Source organism: Occultella gossypii (genome assembly GCF_019947135.1).
Lineage (GTDB): Bacteria > Actinomycetota > Actinomycetes > Actinomycetales > Beutenbergiaceae > Occultella > Occultella gossypii.
Map to the genome: position 1 here is coordinate 13638 of NZ_JAGSHT010000005.1, position 20315 is coordinate 33952.

General features: G+C 68.1%; 22 protein-coding genes. 4 read left to right on the forward strand and 18 right to left on the reverse strand.

The window, feature by feature from the left end; all coding sequences use genetic code 11:
* Positions 1 to 3 precede the first annotated feature (3 nt).
* Entirely contained in the window at positions 4 to 657 is a 654-nt protein-coding gene (locus KCQ71_RS04820; RefSeq protein WP_223403422.1) for an EthD domain-containing protein, read from the forward strand.
* Between the two features lie 139 nt (positions 658 to 796).
* Here KCQ71_RS04820 and KCQ71_RS04825 read toward each other — a convergent pair whose 3' ends face one another.
* Genes KCQ71_RS04825 through KCQ71_RS04840 form a run of 4 tightly spaced genes read right to left on the reverse strand, consistent with a single transcriptional unit; the run spans position 797 to position 5149 of the window.
* On the reverse strand, positions 797 to 2023 hold the full coding sequence (locus KCQ71_RS04825) for a family 1 glycosylhydrolase (RefSeq protein WP_223403424.1): 1227 nt from the start codon (positions 2021 to 2023) through the stop codon (positions 797 to 799).
* Positions 2024 to 2045: 22 nt separating this feature from the next.
* A complete protein-coding gene (locus KCQ71_RS04830; RefSeq protein WP_223403426.1) occupies positions 2046 to 2906 on the reverse strand; it encodes a carbohydrate ABC transporter permease in 861 nt (286 codons plus the stop codon).
* A complete protein-coding gene (locus tag KCQ71_RS04835) occupies positions 2906 to 3802 on the reverse strand; it encodes a carbohydrate ABC transporter permease (protein WP_223403428.1) in 897 nt (298 codons plus the stop codon). Before KCQ71_RS04835 ends, KCQ71_RS04830 begins: the two co-directional genes overlap by 1 nt.
* Before the next feature lie 57 nt (positions 3803 to 3859).
* Complete coding sequence (locus KCQ71_RS04840) at positions 3860 to 5149, reverse strand: ABC transporter substrate-binding protein (protein ID WP_223403430.1); 1290 nt, start codon at positions 5147 to 5149, stop codon at positions 3860 to 3862.
* 102 nt (positions 5150 to 5251) lie between these two features.
* On the opposite strand from KCQ71_RS04840, the gene KCQ71_RS04845 reads away from it, so the two are divergent.
* Positions 5252 to 6280 carry a LacI family DNA-binding transcriptional regulator gene (locus tag KCQ71_RS04845; RefSeq protein ID WP_223403432.1) on the forward strand — a complete coding sequence of 343 codons (1029 nt, stop codon included), beginning with the start codon at positions 5252 to 5254 and terminating at the stop codon, positions 6278 to 6280.
* A gap of 13 nt (positions 6281 to 6293) precedes the next feature.
* On the opposite strand, the gene hydA is transcribed toward KCQ71_RS04845, so the two are convergent.
* Genes hydA through KCQ71_RS04890 form a run of 9 tightly spaced genes read right to left on the reverse strand, consistent with a single transcriptional unit; the run spans position 6294 to position 14265 of the window.
* Positions 6294 to 7679 carry a dihydropyrimidinase gene (gene hydA, locus KCQ71_RS04850; protein WP_223403434.1) on the reverse strand — a complete coding sequence of 462 codons (1386 nt, stop codon included), beginning with the start codon at positions 7677 to 7679 and terminating at the stop codon, positions 6294 to 6296.
* Complete coding sequence (locus KCQ71_RS04855) at positions 7676 to 8068, reverse strand: allophanate hydrolase-related protein (RefSeq protein ID WP_223403436.1); 393 nt, start codon at positions 8066 to 8068, stop codon at positions 7676 to 7678. Before KCQ71_RS04855 ends, hydA begins: the two co-directional genes overlap by 4 nt.
* A gap of 19 nt (positions 8069 to 8087) precedes the next feature.
* Positions 8088 to 9248, reverse strand: a complete 1161-nt coding sequence (locus KCQ71_RS04860) for an NAD(P)/FAD-dependent oxidoreductase (protein WP_223403438.1) — start codon at positions 9246 to 9248, stop codon at positions 8088 to 8090.
* Positions 9245 to 10645, reverse strand: coding sequence for an NAD(P)/FAD-dependent oxidoreductase (locus KCQ71_RS04865; RefSeq protein WP_223403440.1), 1401 nt, complete (start codon positions 10643 to 10645; stop codon positions 9245 to 9247). Before KCQ71_RS04865 ends, KCQ71_RS04860 begins: the two co-directional genes overlap by 4 nt.
* Positions 10632 to 10916: a (2Fe-2S)-binding protein gene (locus tag KCQ71_RS04870; RefSeq protein WP_223403442.1), complete on the reverse strand. Its 285-nt coding sequence runs from the start codon at positions 10914 to 10916 to the stop codon at positions 10632 to 10634. Before KCQ71_RS04870 ends, KCQ71_RS04865 begins: the two co-directional genes overlap by 14 nt.
* Positions 10913 to 11716 carry an amino acid ABC transporter ATP-binding protein gene (locus tag KCQ71_RS04875; protein ID WP_283248607.1) on the reverse strand — a complete coding sequence of 268 codons (804 nt, stop codon included), beginning with the start codon at positions 11714 to 11716 and terminating at the stop codon, positions 10913 to 10915. The genes KCQ71_RS04870 and KCQ71_RS04875 overlap by 4 nt, the downstream gene beginning before the upstream one ends.
* Entirely contained in the window at positions 11713 to 12453 is a 741-nt protein-coding gene (locus KCQ71_RS04880) for an amino acid ABC transporter permease (RefSeq protein WP_223403444.1), read from the reverse strand. The genes KCQ71_RS04875 and KCQ71_RS04880 overlap by 4 nt, the downstream gene beginning before the upstream one ends.
* Positions 12443 to 13321, reverse strand: a complete 879-nt coding sequence (locus tag KCQ71_RS04885) for an ABC transporter substrate-binding protein (protein WP_223403446.1) — start codon at positions 13319 to 13321, stop codon at positions 12443 to 12445. Before KCQ71_RS04885 ends, KCQ71_RS04880 begins: the two co-directional genes overlap by 11 nt.
* 2 nt (positions 13322 to 13323) lie before the next feature.
* Complete coding sequence (locus KCQ71_RS04890) at positions 13324 to 14265, reverse strand: dihydrodipicolinate synthase family protein (protein WP_223403448.1); 942 nt, start codon at positions 14263 to 14265, stop codon at positions 13324 to 13326.
* 135 nt (positions 14266 to 14400) lie between these two features.
* Here KCQ71_RS04890 and KCQ71_RS04895 point away from each other — a divergent pair, with 135 nt between their 5' ends.
* Complete coding sequence (locus KCQ71_RS04895) at positions 14401 to 15435, forward strand: LacI family DNA-binding transcriptional regulator (protein ID WP_223403449.1); 1035 nt, start codon at positions 14401 to 14403, stop codon at positions 15433 to 15435.
* 93 nt (positions 15436 to 15528) lie between these two features.
* Here KCQ71_RS04895 and KCQ71_RS04900 read toward each other — a convergent pair whose 3' ends face one another.
* The 5 genes from KCQ71_RS04900 to KCQ71_RS04920 all read right to left on the reverse strand — a co-directional run bounded on the left by KCQ71_RS04900 (position 15529) and on the right by KCQ71_RS04920 (position 18828).
* Entirely contained in the window at positions 15529 to 15924 is a 396-nt protein-coding gene (locus KCQ71_RS04900; protein WP_223403451.1) for a hypothetical protein, read from the reverse strand.
* 69 nt (positions 15925 to 15993) lie between these two features.
* Positions 15994 to 16314 (reverse strand): putative quinol monooxygenase, encoded by a 321-nt coding sequence (locus tag KCQ71_RS04905; RefSeq protein WP_223403453.1) that lies wholly within the window; start codon positions 16312 to 16314, stop codon positions 15994 to 15996.
* Between the two features lie 58 nt (positions 16315 to 16372).
* A complete protein-coding gene (locus KCQ71_RS04910) occupies positions 16373 to 16531 on the reverse strand; it encodes a hypothetical protein (RefSeq protein WP_223403455.1) in 159 nt (52 codons plus the stop codon).
* Positions 16532 to 16547: 16 nt separating this feature from the next.
* The gene (locus tag KCQ71_RS04915) at positions 16548 to 17675 is read right to left on the reverse strand and encodes a hypothetical protein (protein ID WP_223403457.1); all 1128 of its coding nucleotides are present in this window, start codon (positions 17673 to 17675) and stop codon (positions 16548 to 16550) included.
* 457 nt (positions 17676 to 18132) lie between these two features.
* Positions 18133 to 18828 carry a helix-turn-helix transcriptional regulator gene (locus tag KCQ71_RS04920; RefSeq protein ID WP_223403459.1) on the reverse strand — a complete coding sequence of 232 codons (696 nt, stop codon included), beginning with the start codon at positions 18826 to 18828 and terminating at the stop codon, positions 18133 to 18135.
* A gap of 147 nt (positions 18829 to 18975) precedes the next feature.
* Between KCQ71_RS04920 and KCQ71_RS04925 the strand changes: the two genes are divergently transcribed.
* On the forward strand, positions 18976 to 20250 hold the full coding sequence (locus KCQ71_RS04925; RefSeq protein WP_223403461.1) for an ABC transporter substrate-binding protein: 1275 nt from the start codon (positions 18976 to 18978) through the stop codon (positions 20248 to 20250).
* Positions 20251 to 20315 lie beyond the last annotated feature (65 nt).

Genomic DNA, 20315 nt, shown 5'->3' on the forward strand with positions numbered 1-20315 from the left:
AGAGTGTCGAAGCGAATCACCTACCTCGAGCGCCGGGACGGCATGACCCCTGCGGACTTCTCGTCATACTGGCGCGGCCGGCACGCACCGATCGCCGTCGACCTGCCGGGCGTGGTCTGCTACCGGCAGAACCACGTCATCCCGGGGTCGGTGGCCGAGGGTGCGGCCTACGCCGTCGACGGCATCGTGGAGCTGTGGTTCGCCTCCGATCACGACGCGCAGGCGGGCCTGACCACGGACGTGTCCGACCGGCTCATCGTGGACGAACCGAACTTCCTCGCGGGGCTGACCGGCGGGCCGGTAGATGGTCCGGCTCCGGCTGCTCCGGCTCCCGCAATGCTGTGGGTGCTCGCCCGATGGCGGCACAAGAGCCCCGATCGCCAGGTGCTGGAGCGGCTGCGGACCCTTCGAATTCCGGGCACCCGCGGCCTCTCGGTCAACCTGTTGGACCAGTCGCGTCCGCTCCTCGTGCGAGACGCACTACGTCGCATGACCACAATCCCTGACCTCGCCATCAGCGCCGGCTTTGACACCCGGGACGCCGCCGTTGCGGGACGGCGCACGCTGCAGGAGTCGCTCGCACCGCTCGTCGGCGACCTCCGTGACGTCCAGACGATGCTCTCCAGCACGGTTTCGATCGTGGAGGCCGCGCGATAGGCGCTGCCCGGCGCCACGGTGACCCGGACGGCCACCACCCACTCCGCCCGGCGAGCCAGACCAGCGATGGTGACCCTCCGCCGTCGGGCCATGCCCAGGTGCCCGGGCACGAGGGTGACGCCGCCAGCTCGCCGACACCTCAGGAAGAGGTTCGCGCGCGACGGCGGGCCTCTTCGGTGAACGTCTCCAGGGCCGCGTTCGGCACCCGCTCCAGCACATCGCCGGCCGTGCGTCGAAGCTCGATCAGGCCCAGGTGGTTCCAGTGGTTGTCCACGCTGTCGGTGGCGTCGCGGTAGGCCCAGTCGATCAGGGACAGGAACGGGAACCAGGTGTAGCCGACCACCGGGATGCCGGCGTCGCGGAGCTGGTCGAGGGCTCCGAGGGACTCGGTGAGCCAGCCGATCTTGGCCTCGGGCGACTCGTTCCGGGAGGTCTCCGTGATCGCGATCGGCAGGTGGTAGCGGTCGTGGTAGGCCTGCACCAGGTCGACGAGGCCGTCCACCCCGCCTTCGCCGGGCACCTCGATGCCGTCCGCGTCGAACGAGATCGTGGTGAACCCGGGGTAGTAGTTCACCCCGATGACGTCCGGCTGCTGCGCGTTCGCCTGGAACCAGTCGAGCCGCTCGGCGCTGACCCCGTGCTCACGCAGGTAGCCGTGCATCGGATGCTCCGCCGAGACGCGCCCGAGGAGCAGGTCGGTGGCGACGAAGCGCCACTCCTCCAGGTGCTCCCGGGACAGACCCGGAAACCGGGTGCCGGACCAGCGGAACCCGGCGTCGACCAGGACGATCTCGCTCTCCGGGGCCACGCTCAGGATGGCCGCCTGCGCCCGGGACATGCCCTCGGCCACCGCGGTGACCACCTTCACGAAGCCGTCCTCGCCGGTGAGGTACGGCGGCCAGCGGCCGTCGCGGCCGCACCACTGTGCGTTCACCAGCGGTTCGTTCGCGGGCGTGTAGGAGGTGAACACGCCTCGGTACCGTTCGGCCACCGCGCCGGCGTACCGGGCGAAGACCTGCGGGTACTGGCTGTTGATGAACGAGTTCTCCAGCCAGAGCGGGGTGCCGTAGTGCAGCAGGTCCACCACGCAGTGCAGTCCGAGTGAGGTCATGTGGGCCACGACCTCGTCCACCCAGGAGAAGTCGAACCCGCCGGGGGAGGGCTCGACGCGGTACCAGGGGATGCCCCACCGGACGAACTCGGCGCCGGCCTCCGCGGCCCGCGTGAGGTCCTCGCGCCAGTGGTGGTAGTGCTGGGTGAGCTCGTACTCGTCCAGGCGCCGGTGGCCAGGGCGCTCCTGCGGGATGAAGGTGTCCTCGATCCCGACGCCCAGGGCCATCCGGTCGGTGCTGAAGAAATGTGACATGGGTGGTTGCGATGTCCTTTGGTTACTTGAGGCCGGTGGTCGCGATACCCGCGACGAACGTCCGCTGGATGAGGAGGAAGAAGAGGATCAGGGGGATAAGCGCGAGTACCGAGCCGGCCATCAGGAGGCCGTACTCCACCACGTGCTGGCCGGCGAACAGCGCCAGCCCGGCCGGCAGCGTCGCGCCGGCGATGTTGTTGGACATCACCAGGGGCCAGAGCAGGTCGTTCCAGTTGAACTGGAAGTGGAAGAGCCCCAGCGTGAGCAGGGCAGGCGTGGTTAGGGGCAGCATCACCCGGGTGAAGATCTTCCACTCGTTCGCGCCGTCGATCCGGGCGGCCTCCTCGAGGTTTCGGGGGAGCGCGAGGAAGAACTGCCGCATGAAGAACACGCCGAAGGCGTTCGCCGTGCGGGGGATGATCATCCCGGCCATGCTCTGGCCGAGACCCAGGCTGTGGACCAGGTCGTACAGCGGGATGATGACCGCCTGGTACGGGATCATCAGCATCACGATGATGGCGATGAACGCGGCGGTCCGTCCGCGGAACTCGAAGCGCGCGAGCGCGTACCCGGCCATCGTGTCGAAGGTCAGCGAGAGGACCATGACGACGCCGGCGAACAGGATGGTGTTCCCGTAGAGCTGCGCGAACGGGATCGCCGACCAGATCTCGACGAAGTTCTCGAGCGTCCACGTCTGCGGGAGCAGGGTGGGCGACGCCGACGCCGCCTCCGAGTTGGGCTTGAACGCCGTGAAGAACGACCAGACGATCGGGAAGACCATCACCAGGCCGATCGCCACCATGGCGATGGTCAGCGCGATCTTCCAGGCCTGCTGGAGGCCGTGGTCCAGCCCACGCGATCGGACTGCGGTGCGCTGCGCCATCAGTAACGCACCTGCCGACGGCCGAAGTAGAGGTACTGGGCCAGGGAGAGGATCAGGATGAGCACGAGCAGGATCACCGAGACCGCCGAGCCGTACCCGAATTCGAGGTTGTTGATCCCCACCCGGTTCACCAGCACCACGAGGGTCTCCGTGCTCATTGCCGGACCGCCATTCGTCATCACCTTGATCTGATCGAAGACCTGGAAACTCGCCGTCGCCGCAAGGATGCTGACCAACATCGTCTGGTTGCTCAGCAGCGGAAGCGTGACCGCGCGGAAGCGCTGCAGCCGGCTCGTGCCGTCCAGCTGCGCCGCCTCATACAACTCGCGCGGGATCGACTGCAGGCCGGCCAGGAACATCACCATGTAGAACCCGACGTTCTTCCAGACGCCCACCAGCATCACCGCCGCCATCGCGGTGTGCGGTTGTGCGAGGGCGCCCTGCTGCGGTGCCAGGCCGATCGCCGAGAGCCAGTGCGTGACCAGGCCGTAGTTCGGGTCCAGGAGGAACCGGAACGCGATCGAGATGACGGCGAGGGAGACCACGAACGGGACGAACACCGCTGTCCGCACGAGGGTCCGGGCGAAGAAGCGCTCGTTGAGGGCGAGGGCGAACAGCATCGCCAGGCCGATGGTCACCGGCGTCACCACGACTGCGTAGAGCAGCGTGTTGCCGAAGGCGTTCATCACCTGGGGGTCGGCCAGCAGTTCGCGGTAGTTGTCCAGGCCCACCCACTCCGGTGGGGTGAGCAGGTTGTAGTCGGTCAGGGACAGGTACACGGTGCGCAGCAACGGCCACGCCGTGAAGATCGTCAGGAGCAGCAGGCCGGGCGCCAGGAACATCCAGGCGGCGCGGGCCTGTCGGTGGTGGATGGACATGGTGGAACGTGCACTCATTTCAGTTCCCGTCTCCAGTCGGGTGCGGGCTCGCGCTCGCGGGCCCGCACCCATCGGTCAGGAGGCGTCGTCGAGGATCGCCTGCACCTGCTCGCCCGCCGGCGGGAACAGGTCCGCGACCTCGCCCGTGCCGTTCAGGGCCGACTGCAGTGCCGGGGTGAAGATGTCGTCGTTGATCTCGCCGGAGCTCGGCACACCGGTCAGGTAGGGCCGGACGCTGTCGAGGATCTCCGGCGCACCGAAGATGGCCGCCCATTCGTTGGTGACCGCGCCGTCGGGCATGTCGGTGCGTACGGCCGGGAAGCCGGTCTCGTTCGCCCAGGTGGTCTGACTCTCGACGGACTCCCAGTACGCGAAGAAGGTGAAGGCGGCATCCGTCTCGGCCTCGTCCAGGCGCTGCGAGATCGTCATCGAGACCACGTCACCGAGGATGTCGTCACCGTCCGGGCCGGCGAACGGGCGGGTGACGCCGTAGTCGAGCCCAGCCTCGGTCAGCCCGGTGGTGAGCCACGGGCCGTTGAGGGTCAGGGCGGCCAACTGGGACTGGAAGAGCTGGTCGGCGTCCGCTCCCGACATGCCGACGGGGGTGATCCGGTCCTCGCGGACCAGGTCCACCCAGTACTGCGCAGCATCCACGGTGGCCGGGTCGCCGAGCATGGACGACGTACCGTCATCGGAGACCACGCCACCGCCACCGTTCCAGAGGAACGTCGGAAAGACCGGGACCGTGGAGTGGTCGCCGACGGCGAGCGGGTATTGCTCCGGTGAGCCGTCACCGTTCTCGTCCACGGTGAGGGCCGGGAGCATCCCCTCGAACTCCTCCCAGGTGGTGGGCGGCGCCTCGGGGTCCAGACCCGCTTCGGCGAAGAGGGCCTTGTTCCAGTAGAGCAGCACGGGGCCCAGGTTGAGCGGCACCCCGTAGTTGACGCCGTCGTACATCGAAGCCTGCACCGCACCGTCGGCGAGCACGGACGTGTCCATATAGGTGGTGTCGGCGTAGAAGTCGTCCGTCGGCGCGAGGACACCCTGCTCGGCGTACTGCGCGAGGCGGGAACCGCTCATCGCGACGATGTCGGGCCCGTCGTCGGAGGTCGCCGCGGTCAGGAACTGCTGATAGAGCGAGTCCCAGGGCAGCACCTCGGTCTCGATGGTGATCTCGTCCTGGGAGTCGTTGAACTCGTCGACGACCTGCTGGAAGGCCGGGCCGTCCGGACCGGTGAGCCCGTGCCAGAACGTCAGGGTGACGGGACCATCGGTGGACCCTCCGCCGTCGCCGCAGGCCGCCGTGCCTACTGCCAACGCGAGGGCCACGACCGCTGCGCCGGTGGCGCGCGTGGTTCTGCTCATGTCTGCCTCCTCAGGTGGGAACGCTTCTTGCAACGTTGAAAGACGGTGTCACCATATACATGCATCTCAGATCATGCAACGATGCAAGAGGAGAGGGGATCCATGGCAACTCTGAAGGACGTCGCGCGCCTTGCCGGTGTCTCGGCGCGCACCGTGAGCAACGTGGTCAACGACCAGCCGTACGTGGCCGAGGCGACGCGAGCGCGGGTGGTCGCTGCGCTTGCCGCGCTGGACTATCAGCCGAACCAGGTGGCGAAGAGTCTGCGCACCGGTCGCATCGGGCTGCTCGGCTTCGTCGTTCCGGACCTGTCCCAGTCACACTTCGCCCGGCTGGCCTCCGACATCGTCGAAGCGGCCACGGCCCGCGGGTTCACGGTGGCCGTGGACCAGACCCATGGTGATCTTGAGCGCGAGCGGCGCCTGATCCAGCTCGGACCGCGTGGCGCGATGTTCGACGGCGCGATCTTCCATCCCGAGGCGCTCCGCGCGGAGGACATCGAGCACCGCGAGTCGCAGTTCCCGCTGGTGCTGATCGGCGAGCGGGTCGCCGGCGACCGTCTCGACCACGTCTATATCGACGACCGCGCCGCCGCGTACGAAGCGACCCGGCGGCTGATCGACGACGGGCACCGCAGGATCGCGGCCATCGGCCTACGTCGCGCGGCCTATGCGCGCACCGCGCACCTACGCGAGGAGGGCATGCGGCAGGCGCTCGACGAAGCCGGCGATCAGGTGCAGCAGGGCCGTCACCAGTATGTGGAGCGCTACGAGGTCAGCGACGGGTACGAGGCGATGGCCAACCTGGTCGAGTCCGCCGAACGCCCGGACGCGGTCATCTGCTTCGCGGACATGCTCGCGATCGGCGCGCTCCACCGCCTGCACGAGCTGCGGGTCGCGGTCCCCGAGGACATGGCGGTCGTCGGGTTCGATGACATCACCGAGGCGAGCTTTTCCTACCCGCCGCTGTCGACGATCGCAGCCGATCATGCGGAGATCGCCACGACTGCTGTGAACGCCCTGATCGAGCGGATCACGAATCCGGGCGCTCCGATCCGCGAGTACGTGGTGTCGCATCGCCTCGTCATTCGCCAATCGACGAGGACGGACTCGACGCCAGAGGTCCGCAACTGACGGGACGGCCGGGTTACCGCGCGGCGTGGATCGGCGACGCAGGAACGAACTGCCCATGAGGTTCATCCGCGATGAACGCTCGGTCGCGGACGACGATTCGTCCCCGAACCAGCACCGTGACCGGCAGGCCGCGGAGCGGCCTGCCCTCGTAGGGCGTGTAGTCGGTGGCCATGTGCAGGTCCGACGAACGCACGGTGGCGGTGGCCTGCGGGTCCCAGAGCACGAGGTCGGCGTCCGACCCGGGTGCGATCAGACCCTTGCGCGGGTAGAGCCCGTTCAGGCGAGCGGGGGAGGTGGCCGTCAGGTCCACGAACTGGGTGACCGGCATCAGACCCGAGGAGACAAACTCGCTGAACGCCACCGGAAGGCGCGTCTCCACGCCCGGCAAGCCGTTGGGCATCGCCCGCACGTCATGCTTCGCCGCGACCTTCTGCCCGGTGTCGTAGCAGCAGTGGTCGCTCCCGATGGTCGAGAGTGCCCCGGTCACGAGCTTCTGGCGCAGACCCTGGACCGTGTGCGCTGAACGTAGCGGGGGGCAGCAGACGAATCGCTCGGGGTGGTCCGAGGCGTACGCACCCTGGTCCAGGGTGAGGTGGTGCACCACCACCTCACCGTAGGCACGGCGCCCCTCCCGGCGTGCTCGCTCGACCAGCGCCACCGCCTCCGGGGTGGACTGGTGCACGAAGTACACGGGGGCATCGGCGTGTTCGGCCAGGGCGAGCACCGCCGCCACCGCCGCGGACTCGGAGAGCTCGGGGCGGGTCTCGTGGTGCCGGTGGGCGCTGATGTCACCGCCGGCTGCCACCACGTTCTGGGTGTCCTCGACGATCGTGTTCGACTCACAGTGGATGTAGACCATGCCGCCGAGGGTGCGCAGGTGCTTCATCGTGCGCAGGATGGTCTCCTCGTCGGCCATCGTCTCGTCGCGGTAGGTGGTGAACATCTTCACCGTGACGACACCCTCACCGGCAAGCTGATCGAGCTGGCCGCCGGTGGTCTCGTCCCAGTCCACCACGCAGGCGTGCAGCCCGCTGTCGCAGTATCCCCGCGGAGCCTGCTCACGCTGACGGTGGACCGCGTCGACCACTCGTTCGCCGGGCACCGGGATGCCGAAGTCCACGATCGTGGTCGTACCACCGTGCACCGCCGCCCTGGTGGCCGCCGGGTAGTCGTCGAGCGTGGTGAACTCGCCCGACGTGAACCCCACGTGGCAGTGCGGGTCCACCCCACCGGGCAGCACGAGCAGCCCCGTCGCGTCGACCTCGTGCTCGGCCGGTGGCGCCGCGCCCGGCTCGGTCAGTGCGCTGACCCGGCCCCGGCTCACGCAGATATCGGCGCGCACCACCGAGTCGGCGTTGACGACGTCCCCGCCCCGGATCACCAGATCCGGAGCGCTCACGCGTTCTCCCGGGCTGCCAGGTAGGCGTGCCAACCGCCGTGACCGGTGATATCGAGGGTGTCCGGCCCGCCGATCGCGTCCGCTCGCATCACCATGGACAGCGAGCCGCTCCCGTCCGCGAGCTCGATGATGCTCAACTCCAGCTCCGGTGGTTCCAGTGGCAGCAGCTGGCTACGGAGGCCGGCGTAGGACACCTCGTACAGCTCTCCGGCGATCGCGGCACCCCCGTCGGCCACCCAGGAGAGCCCTGGAAACTCCGCCCGGACGGAGTAGAACCGGTAGCTGGGAGCGGTACTCGCAGCGCCGAGGAACCGCGCACCGCGCAGTCCCGTACTGATCGAGCCGCCGGACATCGCCTGCCCGTTCACGAACATCTTCACCAGGTCCATCACAACTCCCTTTCGTGCCTCAGCGCTGGTGCGCCACGGCGTCGAGTACCAACCGATCCACACCCAGGTCCGCGACCGGTTCCAGCGGACTGTTGCCCTCCACCAGATCTCGGAGCACCAGGCCCCACAGCGGGGCCAGGGTGAACGCGTAGGTGCCGCCGGCAACGAAGAAGCCAGGGCTGGAGGGGACCTCGCCGATCACCGGCATCTCATCCGGGGTGGCTGCCAACGGGCCGGCCCAGGTGCGCAGCAGCCGCAGGTCCCGCAGCAGCGGAAGCACCGCCGCCGCCTGGTGCAGGTTGCCGCTGATGCTGTCCGTGGCGACCCGGCTGCGACCGTGAGCCCGGAACGCCTCGGCCGGCCACCCCCCGCCGATGAGGATGTTGCCGGCGCCCACCTGCTTCACGGACATCCCGGCGCCGATGTGCTGCACCAAGCAGGTCAAGGTGCCAAGAGGCATCCGCGTGGTGATGTGCATCTGGATCGCCACCGGGCTCATGTCGAGCCGGATGCCGGCCAGTGCCGCCACGTCGGCGATCCATGGACCAGCGGTGTCGATCACGACACCGGCGGACCACTCACGGTGACCCGACCGGACCACGTACGCTCCGCCGTCGTGCTCGATCCCGGTGACCGGGCTGAAAGCCTCCACCTGCGCCCCGTATCGGCGCGCGGCGCCCAGGTAGGCGGGCGTCACCAGGAGCGGGTTGGCGTAGCCGTCCTCCGCGCACCACTCGGCGGCGATCACCGTCTCCGACAGGGCCGGCATCCGCCGCCGTGCCTCGTCGCCCGAGACGATCTCGCAGGTCAGGCCGAGCTGCGTCTCCAGGTCGAACTTCTGGTGCAGCTCCTGCACCTGCTCCGGGGTCTCGGCGACCATGAAGCCGCCGTTGCGGGTGAGCTCGAGATCCGCGTCGAGCTCGTCCGGCAACTGGGACCACAGCGTCGAGGCGGTGCGCTGCAGCGGCAGGAATCTCAGGTTGTCGGCCGCGACGGCCTGCCCGGGACGCCTCGTGTGGATGCCCTGGATGTGCAGATTGCCTGCGGTGGTGCCCGAGCCCTCGCGGTTGGGTGCACCGCGTTCGAGCACGGTGACGCGGTGGCCCGCTCGGGCGAGCTGGTACGCGGTGGAGGCGCCGAGGATGCCGCCGCCGATCACCACGATGTCGGTGGTCGTCACGCGATCTCCTCCTCGAGGGCCATGGCGGCCGAGACCGGGATCGGCTTCACCGGCATCCGGGCCGGCTGGCAGCCGACCGGCTCTCCGGTGCAAGCGGACACGAGGCCCGAGACGGTGGCGGCACACTCCCGCCCCTGGCAGAGCCCCATGCCGGCGCGGGTGGCCCCCTTCACGGAGTTGCGGTCGTTCCATCCCAACCGTGCGGCTGCCCGGATCTCGCCGGCGGTGACACTCTCGCAGCGGCACACCATGGTGTGGTCGGGCATCTGTAGCAGCGCGCGCCGGTCGTGGGCATAGAGCTCGCTGCTCAGCGTGGCGAATGCGTCCAGGCGAGCGGACCGCCGTAGGTGCGCGCGCATCTGCTGGGCCGACGGCGTGGGAAGACCGAGCCTGTCCCGGATCGCCGCCGCGGCGAGCCAGCCGCGCACGCGGGCCGCCTTGTTGCCGGCGATGCCACGCGACTCGCCGACCGCGTAGACCCCGGGGACGCTGGTGGCGCCGTGGGCATCGGTGACGGGTAGCGGGACGCCCAGCGTCGCGTCGACCGTGCAGTCCACCTCGAGCAACTGCAGCAACTCGGTGGCCGGGCGGAACCCGAACGCGGTAGCGAGCGTGTCCACCTCGAACGTGCGGGTCACTTGGCCGTGGGTGATGGCAACGGCGCCGAGGTGCCCGTTCCCCTGGGCGAGTGCCTCATGCACTCGGGCGCCCTGGATGATCGGTACCCGGTGCTTGGCCAGGATGGTCAGGTAGCGGGCCAGGTCAGCGAGCATGCCCGGGTGGCGCAGTGATCCTGCTGCCCGCAGGGATGGCCGGAGTGGTCGGCCCGCTTCGACGACCGCCGCCACCTCGGTTCCGGAGGCGAGCAGCGCGCACGCCACGGGCAGCAGGAAGGGACCGCTTCCGGCCAGCAGCACCCTGTTTCCCACGCGCACGGCGTCAGTCGTGGCGAGATGCATCGCGTGCCCGGGCGTCATCACGCCGGGCAGCTGCCAGCCGGGGAACGGCACCACGTGCTCGGTCGCGCCGGCGGCCACGACGATCGCACGGGCTGAGAACCGGACCGCATCCGGGCTGGTCGTGGAGGTGGTCAGCAGCGACCGGTCCGTGGAGGTTCCCCAGACCAGTCGGTTCGTGAACACCTCGACGCCCGCGTGGCGCACCTGCGCGATGAGTGACGTCCCGTCCGGTCGGTAGTCGCCGTACTGGGCGAGCACCTGACCGCGGCGGCGCTTGTAGTACTGGCCGCCGAGCTCCGAGTTCTCCTCGATCAGCGCGACGCGGGCGCCGGCGGTGGCCAGCTCGCGGGCGGCCACCAGGCCGGACGGGCCCCCGCCGACCACGACGGCGTCGAAGTCCAGCCGGCTCGGCGCGACGGTGTCCTCAGACGCGGCCACGTGCCACCCCCTCGGTCCGGACCACAAGGCCCGGCTCCACCTCGGCCATGCATGCACGCGTCTCGGCCGAGCCCTCGACGTGCAGTTCGCACTCGTAGCACACGCCCATGCCGCAGAACGGCGCACGCGGGGAACCGTCCACCTTGTTCGCGCGCCAGGTACGGATGCCGGCGGCCTCCAAAGCGCCCGCAAGGGACTGACCGACAAGTGCGGGTACCGCCTCGCCGTCCACCATGATCGTGGTGCCGCGCGGTGCACGGTCTCGGCTCATACCAGCTGTCCGAGGAACTTGCAGGCGCGCTCGGTCTTGGGGTTGTCGAAGAAGTCCGCGGGACTGGCCTCCTCGACGATCTCGCCGGCGTCCATGAAGATGACGCGGTCGGCGGCCGCCCTGGCGAAGGACATCTCGTGGCTGACCACGATCATGGTCATGCCGTCCCTGCGCAGGTTGACGAGGGTCTCCAGGACCTCCTTGACCATCTCCGGGTCGAGCGCCGAGGTGGGCTCGTCGAACAGCATGATGTCCGGGCGCATGGCGAGGGCGCGGGCGATCGCGACCCGCTGCTGCTGACCGCCGGAGAGGTGGATGGGGTAGTTCGAGCCCTTGTCCGGCAGGCCGACCATCGCCAGCAGTTCCTTGGCGGCCGCGGTGGCCTCACGCTTGGACTTGCCCTCGACGTGGATGGGGCCGGCGGCCACGTTCTCCAGGGCGGTCATGTTGGGGAAGAGGTTGAACTGCTGGAACACCATGCCGGTCCGGCGGCGTTGCTCAGCGATGCGGCTCTCCCGAAGCGGTCGCAGGCCCTTGGCCGTGACGCGCTGGCCCATCAGCTCGTCGCTGATGGTGATCTCGCCGGAGTCGATCGTCTCCAGCACGTTCAAGGTGCGAAGCAGGGTGGACTTCCCGCTCCCGGAGGGCCCGAGGAGCAGCACGACCTCGCCCTTGTGTATCTCCAGGTTGATGTTCTTGAGGACCTGCAAGGTGCCGAAGGACTTGTTGACGTCGACGACGCGCGCCACGATCTCGGTCTGCCCCATCTGAGCCTTGGGCTTCATCGCCAGAGCGCTCATCGACTCACTCCTTCCAGTTCGGACTCCAGTTTCAGATCTGTCGCCCCGCCCTGGTCCGGCGCGGCCCGGTGGCTCTTGTTCAGCACGGACTCGATTCGGCCCTGGATCAGCGTCCAGATCGAGGTCATCAGCAGGAAGTACAGGGCCGCAGCGACCAGGCCCTCGAGAACCCGGAAGTCCACCTGGACGGCGTACTGGGTGCGCCGGAGGAGCTCTTCCACGGAGATGACCGAGACCAGGGTGGTGGTCTTGAGCATCCCGTTCAGGCTGTTGCCCAGTGGCGGGATCATGATCCGGAACGCCTGCGGCAGTACCACCACGCGCATCACCTTCACGGGGCTCATCCCCAAGGCTCGGGCCGCCTCGTACTGGCCCTTGGCCACCGACATGATGCCTCCGCGGACCACCTCGGAGAGATAGGCCGCCTCGTTCAGGGACAGGCCGATGATCGCGCACCAGATCGGGGAGAGCTTGATCCCCAGCTGCGGCAGACCGGTGTAGATGATGATGAGTTGCACCAGCACGGGGGTGCCGCGGAACAGCCAGATGTAGAAGTTGCCGAACCAGCGCAGCGGCCGGACCCGGGTTCCGCGCATGACGGCCAGCATCAGACCGAGAACGAGCCCCAGGGCCATGGTGATGACGGTCAGCCAGATGGTGGTGACGGCCCCCTCTCGCAGCGTCTCCGCGGTGAGGTAGGTGAAGAACGCATCCCAGGACCACATGTCAGGCGTCACCACCTTCGACGGTGATCGGACCGGTCGTGACTTCGTACGGACCGGGGTAGGGGGTGACCCCGTAGCTGGCGAAGAGCTCCTCGACGAAGCCGTCCTCAACCATCTCGGCGTAGGTCTGCGCCACGAGGTCGGCCAGCCCGTCGTTGTCCTGAGCGAATCCGAAGGCCAGCGGCCCGGGGTGCAGCCCGGAGATGGCCGTAGCGAACCGGCCGTCCTCCTGGTAGAAGGTCGTGACGGCCTCCACGATGGCCACGCCGTCGATCTGCCCGGCCGAGAGGGCTTGGAAGGCGTCGGCGTTGGTCAGGGAGGTGTTGATGGTGATCGCCTCGTGGCCGGCCGCGACGAGTTCGTCGTTCACGGCGTTGACTGAGTCGAACTCGTATCCGGGCGCTTCAACGCCGATGGTCAGGCCGGCGAGATCCTCCACGGACTGGATGTCGCTCTCCGAGCCGTCGCTGACCGAGATCGCCACGGCTTGCACCTCGTAGGGCACCAGGGCGAGGGTCTCGGCGCGCTCCTCGGTGTAGAACATGCCGGTGTTGATCATGTCCCAGCGGCCGCTCTGTACGCCGGGAATCTGGGTGTCGAACGGAACGTTCATGACCTCGGTCTCGAGGCAGAGCCGGGTGGCGATCTCCTCCACGAGCTCCACCCGCATGCCGACCACCTCATCGCCGTCCACGTACTGCATCGGCGGAAGGGTGGCGTTGGTGGAGAAGGTCAGGGTGCCCGGGGTGATCAGCAGGTCGTCCGAGACCGCCGGTTCGCACCCGCTCAGATCTGCGGTTTCATCCCCCTCGCTGGAACAGGAGGCGAGGACGAGAGCGGCAACGATGGCACTGACGGGCAGAAGGCGGTTGGTTCGCATGGTCACTCCTTGTGAGTGGGCTGGTGAGGCGGGAGTCCGGCACGGCCCAAGGCGTGGGCGAGGTCGGCGCGGTTCTCCTCGGCCATGGGCAGCAGCGGCGGACGGACCTCTCCGCCGGGCTGACCGAGGATGTTCATCGCGGCTTTGAGCTGCGACGTGGGTGAGGCGAACTTCGAGCTGTAGTCCGCGTTGACCAGGAGGGAGACGAGCTGCTCGTACTGCTTGCCGAAGCCCCGGGCGGCGTCGAGGTCGCCGGCGAACACGGCGTCGTAGTACGGCACCGCGAACGGGGCACCCAGACCGCCCCCGTCGATGTTCCCGTCCCCGCCGACGCCGAGCATGAACGCCATCCCACGGGGATGGATGAACCTGCCGAAGGCGCGGACCCGATCGGCCACGGCTTCCACGGTGGCCATGCACTTGAGCTCGTCGCCGGTGCTGTCCTTGATAGCCACGACGTTCGGCAGGTCCGCCAGCCGGGAAGCAGTCTCCACGGAGATGTCCACCGCGGTCCCGCGGGGCCAGTTGTAGGCCATCCACGGAATCTCGACGGCGGTCGTGACCGTCTCGTAGAAGGCGTAGATCTCCGCTTGGGACGGGTGTGCGTACGGGGGCGGCGTGGTCAGCGCCCCGTCGGCACCGATCGCCTTGACCTCCTCGGCCAGGTCGATGGTCTCGGCGGGCGTGTAGGAGGTGCAGCCGATGACCACCGGAATCCGCCCGGCCACCGTGGCGACCGCGATCTCGGCGACCGTGCGGCGCTCGGTACGGGTCTGGGAGAACCACTCGCCGGTGGTGCCGTTGATCAGCACGCCGTGGACGCCCTGGTCCACGTACATGGAGATCATCTCGGCGAGGCCATCCTGGTCGAGCCGGCCGTCAGCGGTGTACGGGGTGGGTGCGGCGGGCCAGTAGCCCCGCCACGGCACATCGTTGCGTTCCATGAGTCCTCACTGACTTTGGGATCGATCCCAGGAATCAAAGCAGCATCGACGACACGGCGTCAAGCGGTCACGTGCGGCATGCGGAGATACGCTAGTGTTCCCAGCGGAAAGTCAATGGAGTCTGGAGTCGCGACGATGGCATCGATCCCAATCCGACGGGCAACGCTCGTGGATGTGGCAGCCGCAGCGGGCGTGTCACGCAGCACCGCGAGCAGGGTGCTGAGTGGCGAGGGTGCCGTCTCGGCGGAAACGGAAGCGCGCGTGCGCGCCGCTGCCGCCGAGGTGGGTTACCTGCTCAACAGCGCAGCCAGGACGCTGCGCACCAGCCGCACCATGCTCACCGGCCTGGTGCTGAACAACTTGGTGAACGCCACCTTCCACGTTGTTGCGGAGATCGTGCAGCAGCGACTGGCCTTGGCGGGATACCGGATGATCCTCTGCGTGACCGGGGGGCAGGCCGCGGAGGAGGCGGATTACCTGCAGACCCTGGCCGAGCAGGGCGTGGACGGGATCATCGTGGCCGGCAGTGGTGCCAACATCGACCAGCTCAACACGATCCACGCCAACGGAACGGCCATCGTCAACCTGATCCGCGCCGGAAAGGGAGCGCCGGGTGACCGCGTCCTGGCCTCGGACCGAGATGGCGCCGTCCTGGCGACCCAGGAGCTGCTCGACCTCGGCCATCGCAGGATCGGCTACATCGGTGGTCCGGCGCAGACCAACTCGGGGCGCGAGCGCTTCCACGGCTATCGAAGTACGTTGCGGACGGCGGGGGCCTTCGCTGACGACCTGGTGCTCCGAGGGCCGTTCAGCCCCGACTTCGGAGCGGAGGCGATCAAGGCGATTCTGCGCGCGCCCGAGCCACCGAGTGCGGTCTACATCGCGAACCATGAGGCGTCCTTCGGTGCGCTGCCCACGCTGAGGGATCTCAAGGTCCGCCTGCCGGACGATCTATCCCTGATCGCGCACGACGAACCGTCCTGGTTCCAGTACTGGGACCCGGCGGTGAGCATCGTCGATAGCGGCGCGACAGAGTTGGCCGAACTGGCGGCGAGCCGGCTCATCGCCGCCATGCGACCGGGCGGCACCGATGACAAGCCCCGTGAGTTCCGCGTCGGAGCGCGGTTGGTGACCCGTGGGTCGAGTGCTCCGGTGACGCCCCGGGCTTAGGTCCGCGACGCCGGACTCCGACGGCCGAAGTGTGGTTGTTCGGCTCGATAGAGGATGGTTGCTGCCGCTGCAGGATGAGCCCGGGTGTCGATGTCAGCGTGTCGGCGTCAATGCGCGGACCTCGTCGACACCGGGCCAGTAGGCCACCGGGTGCCTGGTTCCGACCGCGAACTTCGGCTTGTCGACTATCAGCCCGAGGTACTTGTCCTCCCGGCCGAGGAACTGGTGCCCGTCGGGGGTGTGCACCCGGTAGGTGATCGTGTACAGGTGCCGACTGTTCACGATCCGATACCGGAACTTCCGGTCCTCGACCACGCCCTGGCCAACCGGGGCGTCCTGGTAGGGCAACGCGGCTGCGGCCTGCCTACCGCGCCGCAGGCGCAGCACCACCAGGATGATGACGACGAGTGCCGCGATCCAGATCAGGTTCGCAGCGATGAGTACGGCTGGCGACGTTGCGGCGTCTGCGGAGATCCCCTGGTCGAGCACCCGAACACCCTACGTGAGTGCCGCCACCGGCTGAGCCGGGTGTCGCTGTGAGGCGTGCGAGTCAGCGGGTCAGTTGACCGCCATCTCACCCAACTCGTGCCAGTCGTCGCCCTCCATGACGACGTTGCGTACCTTGGGGGTCTCCTGGAGCAGGGGCGGCAGGTCCTGCTGTGCCTTGACGAAGTGGGCGCTCTTGACATGGGCCTCGGCTGCGTCGTCTCGGAACGCCTCCACGAGGACGTACTCGTTGGGGTCCTCAACGTTGCGTGACCAGTCGAACCACAGGCAGCCCGGTTCGGCCCGGGTGCCGTGCGTGAACTCACGCACGTGCTCCGGCCAGGCGTCGGCGAACTCTGGTTTGACCTTGAACTTGGCGGCGATGAAGATCACGGCAGATCCTTCCGGTCGAACGAGCGGGAACTCCACCCTCGCACACGGTCCGAGTTCATCAAGCGCGAGGATCATCTTGCGGCGGAGAGTTCGACCGGTCGCCATCGAGTCCGGGGAGCGAGCGCGCCACCTCCTCCTGGTTCAAGTCCGCGATAGCTTGCTCGAATGCCTCGAGGTCGGTGGGGTTGTCGTAGATGACGGTGATCTTGGTGGTCATTGTCCGACCGGGCGCGTCAGTGTCCGAACTGGATCTGCTTGAAATCGATGAACTTCAGGGACTTCTTGGGTGCCGTGGCGTCGGTGGGGTGACTGACGGACTGGGTGGTCTCAATGGCTTCCAACCGGATCTGCGTGCTGCCCTGCGAGAGTCGGATGTGGTACTGGCTCCTGGTCGCGGTCACGATGGGGCTGACGCTGTTGGCGTGGTTCTTTGCGGCCACGATGAGTTGGTCGCCGGCCTGCACCGCGGCGATGACGTTCCTGCCCTTGGTGATCGCGGCGGAGTTGCTCTCCGGGACGAGGATCCTGGGGGAGGCGTTGGTGATGACCTGGTTGTGGGCGTCGTGGCTGTTGTAATACCTGCTCAGATCCTTGCCGTCGGCCTTCTGCCCGGGAAGTCTCAGGTTCACGGCCCGCTCGGCCAGGTCGTTCAGGGCTTCGGTGAGGTTGTCGAATCCGTCCCGAAGGTCGAGGATCCGCACATCCCTGCGCTGCAGCCGCTGATGTTCCGAGTCCAGTCCCTTGAGTTCCTGCTGGAGAGCCTTCTTCCCTTCCAGGCCCTTGGTGTCGAGGTGATCACGGATATGGATGATCGCGTCTGAGGTAGTCACGGTTCGCTTGCTGGTAGCGGACCTGAGGTTCGCGGCGGCGATCCGCTCGGCCTGGTACGTGACCGTGATGGTGTCGAACAGCTTTTCGAGTTCTGCTCTGTTCTCGAGGCACGTCTTCGTCCGGACGGCCTGCTGCAGTTTCTGGTCTGCGGTGCGGAAGGCCGCCGCCAGTCCAGGACGGTTCATCACCCCGCCGGCCAGTTGCACCCCGACGTAGGGTGCCCACTTGTCCTTCAGGTCCCGCATGGCCGCGTACTCGTGGTGTCGCTTGGCCTGCTGCTGCGCCTTTGTCTTCGTCGGGTCGACCGGGGGCGGCGCCTTCGACAGGCCCTCGGCCTCGATCCGCCGCCGCAACCGCCGACGCGCTTCGCTGACGATGCCTACCTGGGCGAGTTCCGCCGTCGTCCCCGTGATGGCGTCGAGGAGCCGCGCCAAGCGTGAGACGTTCATCAGGTCGAAGTGGTACTCCTTGCCGTTGAACCTGATGACGTCGCGCCCACCCACCGGTTGACCGCCGTCAGGCTCGGTCACGGTGCTCGAGCCGCCAGGATCCGGGTCAGGGTCCGGGCTGCCGGTACGGGTGCGACCGCCCCGGAGCGTCAACACCAGGTGCCGTGGCTCCGTCGGAGCCTCCTGCGTGATCGTCTCGGTGATTCGTTGCAGGGAACCGCGAGCGGCCATGGCGCGGGTCACGGCCGCATTCCCCAGCGCACGCTGCAGCGCCGCCAGGTCGGTCGGCGCCAGCGAGGCGGGCGCTGTGACGACCCGTTGCACGGCAAGCGCGCTTCGAGTCGGTGCGGCTGCCGGAAGGAAGTCACGATAGGCGCCGGTGCCGAGCACGTCGAGGTGACGTCGAGCGACCATGGGGACCCTCCCGCGGCGGACCAGCGTCGTGTCCGAGCCGGCTCCTCAGGCTATCGGCCGGTCGTCGGCTGGAACAAGGCTTGGGCGGGACACCCTTGGTCACGACGCGGTAGGCCGGTGGGACCTACCGGGCGCTTCGGACCGACTCCAGGTCGGAGTAGGCAGTGACCTTCGAGATGCCCAGCCGGGACGAGACGCGGTCGACGGCGCGCTTGATGTGGAACGCCCCGTGCTCCTCGAGGATCCGGAGAACCTTGATCCGGTCCGCCTTGGTCATCAGGCCGACGGGCTTGCCGACGGATCTGATCGCGGTATCGATCATGTCCTCGAGGACCATGTGGATGTCCGGTCCGACGATCTCCTGCGGTGCCGACTGGCCGTCCGCCGGCAGCAGTGCGGCCAGGATCGCCTGCGCGTTCTGGACCGCGGTCAGGTCGACGTTGATGCACAGCGAGGCGATCACCGAGCCCGCCCGGTTGCGGTAGTAGACCGACGAGCAGTGCAGGTCCCGGCCGTCGGACGTCCGACCGTGGTAGCCGAAGGCGTCATGGTTGGCCTGCTCGTCCTGGAGCATGCCGAGGCCGAGGTTCGTCGAGGGCCCGCCCACGGCCCGTCCGGTGACGTCCCCGTTCTCGATCGCGTAGATGGTGCTCTCCATCGATCGCGTCGTGAGGTCATGCAGCACCACCTCGCAGTGCGGGCCGACGGCACCGGTGATGGCCCGCATCACCGGGTGCAGCACGGCGTACAGCTCGGCGATGTCTTCGAAGGTCGGCGTGATCCCCGCTGGTCGGGGCCTCTCCACATCGGCGTCGGTCATCAGGGAGCCCCTTCTCGGTGTCTTTGACAGCATTGTCCATCGTACTGTAGAAATTCCGTTAAGTTGATAGAAGTTCCATTAGGTCGCCACGGCCGGCAGCGTCCGCCGGCCGACAACGAGGTCAGACCCCCCACCAATGGAGGAAACATGAGTATGCGGTACCGGCGTAGCTGGATGCTCGCGGCCACGGCTGCCACCGGAGCGATGGTGCTGGCAGGGTGTGCCGGCGGCGGCAATGAGGACACGATCAACATTGCCGTGGCGAACCACCCCTGGACCGACGCCGTGCTGGCCAACGTCGAGGAGTTCGAGGCCGAGACCGGCCTGAACGTCGAGGTGACCTCCTACACGGAGGACCAGCTCTCCCAGCAGCTCAACGTCCGGCTGAACGCCAACGCCGACGACATCGACGTGATGATGGTCCGACCCCTCCAGGAGATCCGTACCTTCGACCGCAACGGCTGGCTCGCGGACCTCACCGAACAGGCCACCTCGGACGAGGAGTGGGACTGGGCCGACTTCCAGGAAGGGCCGCAGGAGTCGGTCACCCTGGATGACCGGGTCCTCGGGGTGCCGCTGGCCACCGAACGCGAGGTGCTCTACTACCGCACGGACCTGCTGGAGGCGGCCGGCCTCGACGTCCCGCAGACGCTCGAGGAGCTGGAGACGGCTGCACAGACGATCCAGGATCAGAACCCGGACGTCTACGGGTTCGTCTCCCGTGGCGCACGCGCCGCCGCCGTCACCCAGTTCTCCAGCTTCCTCTACAGCTACGGGGCGGACTGGGTGGCCGAGGACGGCTCCTCGGGCATCGGCACCCCGGAGGCCCGTGAGGCCTACACGTTCTACGGCGACATGCTCCGCAACTACGGCCCGCCCGGAGTCACGAACATGAGCTGGCCCGAGGCGATGGGCATCTTCACCCAGGGCCGTGCGGCCTTCTACACCGAGGCCGACAGCCTGTACACGAACGCCACCGACCCTTCGAACTCCACCGTCAGTGACGTGGTGGGCTTCGCCCAGTTCCCGGAGGGTCCAGCCGGCTCGCGCCCGACCAACGTGCCGTCCTGGGCGCTCGCTGTCCCGGCCAGCTCCAACAACCAGGACTCCGCCTGGGAGTTCATCCGCTGGGCCACGAACCAGGAGAACACCATCGTCGCGCAGGAGAACGGGGTCATCGGCGCAAGGGCCTCGGCCTGGGAGACCGAGATGCCGGACATCCCGGCGGACCTCGCTGCCGCACAGCGCACCAGCGCCGAGGTGGGCGTCGGTTACAGCCACCCGGTGGTGCTGAACGTCAGCCGCGCTCGCGACATCGTCGGCGATCCGATCGTGACCGCGATCGAAGGCGGCGACGTCGATGCGGCGCTCGACTCGGCCGATCGGGCGTTCACCGAGTTCCTCGCCAGCGAGAACGAATGAGATCCCGGTCCCTGGTCGCCCACGGGCGGTTGCAGCGACCCGATGTGAGACGAGGAGGTGAGTTC